The organism is Planctomycetia bacterium (assembly GCA_034440135.1).
Classification (GTDB): domain Bacteria; phylum Planctomycetota; class Planctomycetia; order Pirellulales; family JALHLM01; genus JALHLM01.
In genome coordinates this window covers 1-5,148 of sequence record JAWXBP010000321.1, presented here as the reverse complement: position 1 = coordinate 5,148, position 5,148 = coordinate 1, and the positions used below count along the sequence as shown (strand labels likewise).

Below are 5,148 nucleotides of genomic sequence, written 5' to 3'. Positions count from 1 at the left end.
GCCGTTCGTCACATCATTACATGATTTGCAGTGTTTTCGAGCGCGCGAAGTTGTAGAACGCCTGAAAACTCGGGCTATTTTGGTGCGCTGGCCCTGGCCGGCTCCCTTGGGGCTTTCGGCGGCGCTTTTGGCGAGGAGGCCTTCGTAGATATCGCCTTTGACGTCGGCGTCCATCGAGGACCACTTTTCGACGTCGATCAGATCGACGATCAGCCGGCGTAGCGTGGCGGGGTTCTGGATCTCGGGCCGGGCTTTTTTGAAGATCTCGCCGAGCATGCCCGGCTTCGTGCCGAGTTCTTCGAGGATGTGGCGGTAGTGGGCTTCGAGTTCGTCGCCTTCACGCTTGAGCAGGCTTTCCCAGTTGTACTTGGCCGGCACGATCGGGGGCTTGTTGTAGGGGGGCTTCGTCTGCTCGTCGGCCATCTTGAGGAAGAGCAGGAAGGTGATCTGCTCCGTATAGCCCATGTAGGAGAGACCATCGTCGCGGAGGACGTGGGCGAAGTTCCAGGCTTTGGCGACGATTTGTTGGGAGGCGGTGCTCATTTGACTTGGGGAATATGTTCAACGCGGACGAGTGAAGGGGACATCCAAAGAAAGTCGTCGTCGCAAGTCATTAAGACGGAGTTTGTCGCTCTCGCGCTCGCAGCGATCCATAAGTCGTTCTGGCCGGTATTCTTGCCTTGACGTTGATCTTCAAAGTACAGGTCCGCGTACGCCAAGACGACTTCCGACAAACCGGCCTCAAGCCGGACAAGTTCGGAGAGCAATTCATCCAACGCCTTCTTCTTGGCGTCGCCCCACTTCCAGGTTTTTACCAGTCCGCGTATCTCCCCTTCGGAGATGGTCGAAAACAGTGGGCGTTCCATTCGTTTGTCAAGCGCGTAATTGTCTTTGAGAAATACACCGGTCAGGTCCTGACGCACCCAGTGAACAAGGATATTTGTGTCCAAGACCAACAGATCGGTGTTGGAAATGCTCACGAGAGCTTCTCCAATGCGACGGCAATATCGTCGTCAGATTCGTCGCCGGGCCAACGGCCCATGATCGCGGCCATTCCCGATCTGGGACCTTGCAGCTTTCGCAATTTTCCGAGGTCGAGCCGACTTGTGCCGGGCTGCGGCATCTTCGACCACAACGCCGGTTCATTTTCGCCAAGCGCGACACTTTCGGCGTCGACACGCAACAATCTCCCGGAAGCTCGATAGACCGCGCTGCCCAATAGCAACACGCGTCGATTCAAAAGTTGTTTCACGTCGTCGATGCTTCCCTCCGGCAGCACACCGCGAACCTCTTCGCCGGAATCGAGTCGAATTCCAAAGGTCTGCGTACTCACTCGGATCATGTCGAGGACGCCGACGAGGCGGACACGACTTGATGCCGGAGTACGGCCCAGAAAACCCTCGGCGGTTTCCAAGGTGAGGGGGGACAGGCGAGCCGGGTGCCGTTGCTTGAAGCGGCGGCTTGTAAAATCGATCTCGGAATATGGGCCCGCGAACACGCGTTTGAAGCGGAGCAGGCGGCGCAACAACGTGGCGTCAAAATGGTCGCTATCGGCATTGTCGGCTGACATATCGGCAAGTACGTCGCCCAGCAGATCGAAGCCGGTATCGTTTTCATCAGGGCGGCTCGGCCATAATTCCCCTTGCTGATAAACCTCGGACGCGGCTTCTCCAAGCGTCGGGGCCTCAAAAAAGAGCGACACTTCTCCGTTTCCCTCGTGATCAACAAAACGGATATCGGAAGCACGGTCCAGCCATTGTGGATGCCGCCCCGGCGTGCTGCTTCTGTTCCGAAAAGCCATGGAAATGGACTGTTGAATCGCCACGGGGATCTCGGCGAGGAAGAAACCAAGATGCTGCGGGGGGAGTCGCTTTCCGAAGTGGCAATCCGTTTGAAGCGAGACTTTGTGAACGGTGGCTTTCATGGGATGTGCCTCCCTTTTCTTTTTTCAGTGAGAGCTTGCGCCGGGTCGCAACTTGCTCGACTTTGAGCGAGTGCTAACCGGAGTGCCGCCCCGCCGGGGCTCCGGAGGGATTCTCGTAATTTACCATTCCAGGGGCTTCCGCCCCTGGCTATTGGAGTAACGCCCCTCCCGGGGCTCCAAACCGTGCGGATAAGGCATTTCAAGAGAGATTCATCAAGAGTTTTTCCGCCGACGTGGTTTCAGCTTTGTGGGTTTCGCGACTGGCTGGGTGCGCTCGCCGGTTCCACGGGGGACGTAACCGTGCTTGCGCATCCACTGGAGCCTGCCGCCAATCACTCGCCGCGTGAACTTGGCTTTTTGCGGATCCCAGTTGTAAATCTCGGCGGCGATCGCATCGTCGTCGGCCGGGCGGCCGTCGATTAGAAGGTCGTTCCAGGCGGCGTATGCGGTGGCGAAGAGTTCGGCTTCGTCAGTATTCATCCCGGCAATGTGGTTGAGCAGCCGATCAAGGTCGGCCTGTTTGGGACCGAGGTGCCGGGGGACGTACTTGCACATGTCATCGATCTTGGTGCCCGGGTGGTAGGTGACGCCGTACTTCGGTCGTTCCTGGGTCGAGAACCAGTCGTTTTTCTTCGCGACGTGCTCGAACTTGTAGATATCTTTGTCGAATGGGCCGGCAGCGTAGCGCTGGAAGGAGAAGCCTAGTTCGACGTCCAGATGGCACTGGGTTAGATGCAGTGTTTTTTCTAGCTGCGTTCGGCCGAACGAGGGCTGGGTTGCCAGATGTCGCACGATGTACGAGACGACGGACGTACGCCGCAAGAACACTTCTTTTGGGAGCCGTTTCGATTCGCGGGGCGAAGTGGTTTCGGTCGCGTTTGTTCGCGAAGTCTGCTGGCTGCGAGCGAGCAGGACGGAAGCCGGTTCGTCGGCAGAGTCTTGGGCGACGAGTTTTCCCTCAAAGGCTTGTTTCAGGATGCTTTGGCGAAGCCGGGTCGAGCGAAGCAGTGCGGCGTCGATTTGTTTCTCAGCTTCTTCGATCTGCGAGGTCTTTTCGTCAACGGCATGCGCTATCTGAAGTTGTTCAGTCGGTGGCGGCAGCATTACGGGCATGGCTAATAATGCCTCAGAGTTGATGCCATCCCTCGTCGCTCCGTGGTTCACCTTCTTCAGGTAATCTCGAACGGTCGTAGAGCCCCGTACGTACGCCATAAACAATTCCGGGTTGACTACCGATGGTTCAAGCCGCAATCGCATTATGTGGTAGTTGATGAGGCTGCCTTCCAACGATCCGTCTACACATCCGACGCGACCGACGGAAGCGGAGCGAGAGAAAAGCAAGTCTCCCGCACGAACGCGATACCGGTCGAGTTCGGCTGCCTTTTTTTCTGTGACATAACAAGCCTTCGATAGATTGATGCCGGATTTGGAGGATCACGTCGCGCAGTTTGGGATTGTGGAACGGCTTGAGCGCTTGGCGCATCCGGTCCTGCTCGACTTGCTCGAACTGTTTCTCGGTCGGTACAGGGTCTTCTCCATTCGGGCCCGGCGGGATCTTGAATTTCTCGATGGCCTGCTCGGTGGTGGTGTCGGGGTCGACGCTGTGAAGTAGTTCAGCGGAAAGCGTGGCGAGGTCTTTGCCGCCGGCCGCTTTTTCGATGGTGGCTTGCTGATCTTCGTCAACTTGACGGGCGAGGCGAGCGAGGCGGGCGGCCAAGGTTGAAACCAGATCGGCGTCGGCTGCCCCGGTGGCGACGAGCTTGAGTAGCTTATCGAGCGGGACCGAGGGTTTGCGGTCGAGCGGCTTGGTGGCCTGCTTCTCCTCCTCGCAGACCCCGACGGCGTCGACGATAATGAAGTGGGTTTTGTGGTGGGCGTCGGGGGTGACGCTTTGCAGTTTGTCGGGATCGATGATCCGGCAGCCGCGACCCTTCATCTGCTCGAAGTACGAGAGCGAGCGGATGTTCCGCATGAAGACCAGGCACTCGAGCGGCTTGACGTCGGTGCCGGTGGCGATCATGTCGACCGTGACGGCGACTCGCGGGTAGTAGGCGTTGCGGAATTGCTGCAGGGCCTCGCTCGGCTTGTGGCTCTTGGACGTTATCTTCTGGCAGAAGTCGATTCCCTTGCCGAACTCCTCGCGGACGATTCGGACGACGTCTTCGGCGTGCAGGTCGGTCTTGGCGAAGATCAGCGTCTTGGGGACCTCCTGGCGACCAGGGAAAATCTGCGGCAGCTTGTCGCGGAAGGTACGGATCACCAGCCGGATTTGCGACTCGGAGACGACATCGCGGTCGAGCTGGTTGGCGGTGTAGGTCAGGTCGTCGTCGAGTTCCTTGTACTTTTTGCTTTTGGTGCGGCGATCGCGGTGGGGGACGAAAATGCCGGGCTCTTTCGCCAGTTTGGCGCCGTCTTTGGTGATTTGGGTTTCGATCCGGAAGACGTCGTAGCCGACGTTGACGCCGTCGACCACGGCTCGGTCGTGGGAATAGTCCTGAACGAGGTTGCCGTTGAAGAAGCCGATGGTCTGGGTGGTGGGCGTGGCGGTGAGGCCGATCAGCGGGGCGTCGAAGTATTCGAGAACTTGTCGCCAGAGATTGTAGATGCTGCGGTGGCACTCGTCGACAACGATGAAATCGAAGGTCTCGATCGGGATTTTTGGGTTGTAGACGACCGGCAGGGATTCCTTGACGAGGGACGTTTCGGTTTCGAAGAGGGAGCCTTCTTCGTTCTCCTCCAGGAAGGTCTCTTCGCCTTTAAGCATGGAGTAAAGCCGCTGGATGGTCGTGATGCAGACCTTGGCGGCGGGGTCGATCGTGTTCTTCTTCAGTTGCTGGACGCCGTATTCCTCGGTGAACTTGTAGCTATTGAGCGGGCTGACGAATTGCTGGAACTCGTTGAGGGTTTGCTGGCCGAGGTTATTGCGGTCGACCAGGAACAGGATCCGCCGGGCCTTGGCGAACTTGATGAGCCGGTAGCAGAAGTTGACGGCCGTGAAGGTTTTGCCGGAGCCGGTGGCCATTTGGATGAGCGAGCGGGGGCGGTTCTCGGCCAGCGACTTTTCGAGTTTCTCGACGCTCTCGACTTGGACTTTCCAGAGGTTGCCCTTTTCGAGCGGGGGCATACGGCGAAGGAGGGTGCGAACCTGGTCGTCGAGCTTCGCCAGGCGGAGGAGCTCTTCGGGGCGGTGGAAGGTGAAGACGCGGCGGCTGCGGGCGTCGGGC

5 protein-coding genes are annotated in these 5,148 nt (G+C 58.4%); all 5 read right to left on the bottom strand.

The window, feature by feature from the left end; all coding sequences use genetic code 11:
• Nucleotides 1–543 (bottom strand): type I restriction-modification system subunit M N-terminal domain-containing protein (locus SGJ19_19565; protein ID MDZ4782450.1); only part of this gene is annotated, 543 nt, incomplete at its 3' end.
• Nucleotides 540–980, bottom strand: a complete 441-nt coding sequence (locus tag SGJ19_19560) for a type II toxin-antitoxin system VapC family toxin (GenBank protein MDZ4782449.1) — start codon at nucleotides 978–980, stop codon at nucleotides 540–542. The genes SGJ19_19565 and SGJ19_19560, both read right to left, overlap by 4 nt.
• A complete protein-coding gene (locus SGJ19_19555) occupies nucleotides 977–1,924 on the bottom strand; it encodes a hypothetical protein (GenBank protein MDZ4782448.1) in 948 nt (315 codons plus the stop codon). The genes SGJ19_19560 and SGJ19_19555 overlap by 4 nt, the downstream gene beginning before the upstream one ends.
• A 213-nt stretch (nucleotides 1,925–2,137) precedes the next feature.
• On the bottom strand, nucleotides 2,138–3,265 hold the full coding sequence (locus SGJ19_19550) for a restriction endonuclease subunit S (GenBank protein ID MDZ4782447.1): 1,128 nt from the start codon (nucleotides 3,263–3,265) through the stop codon (nucleotides 2,138–2,140).
• Nucleotides 3,165–5,148, bottom strand: a 1,984-nt coding sequence (locus SGJ19_19545; GenBank protein ID MDZ4782446.1) for a DEAD/DEAH box helicase family protein, incomplete at its 5' end; no start/stop codon positions are given. The genes SGJ19_19545 and SGJ19_19550, both read right to left, overlap by 101 nt.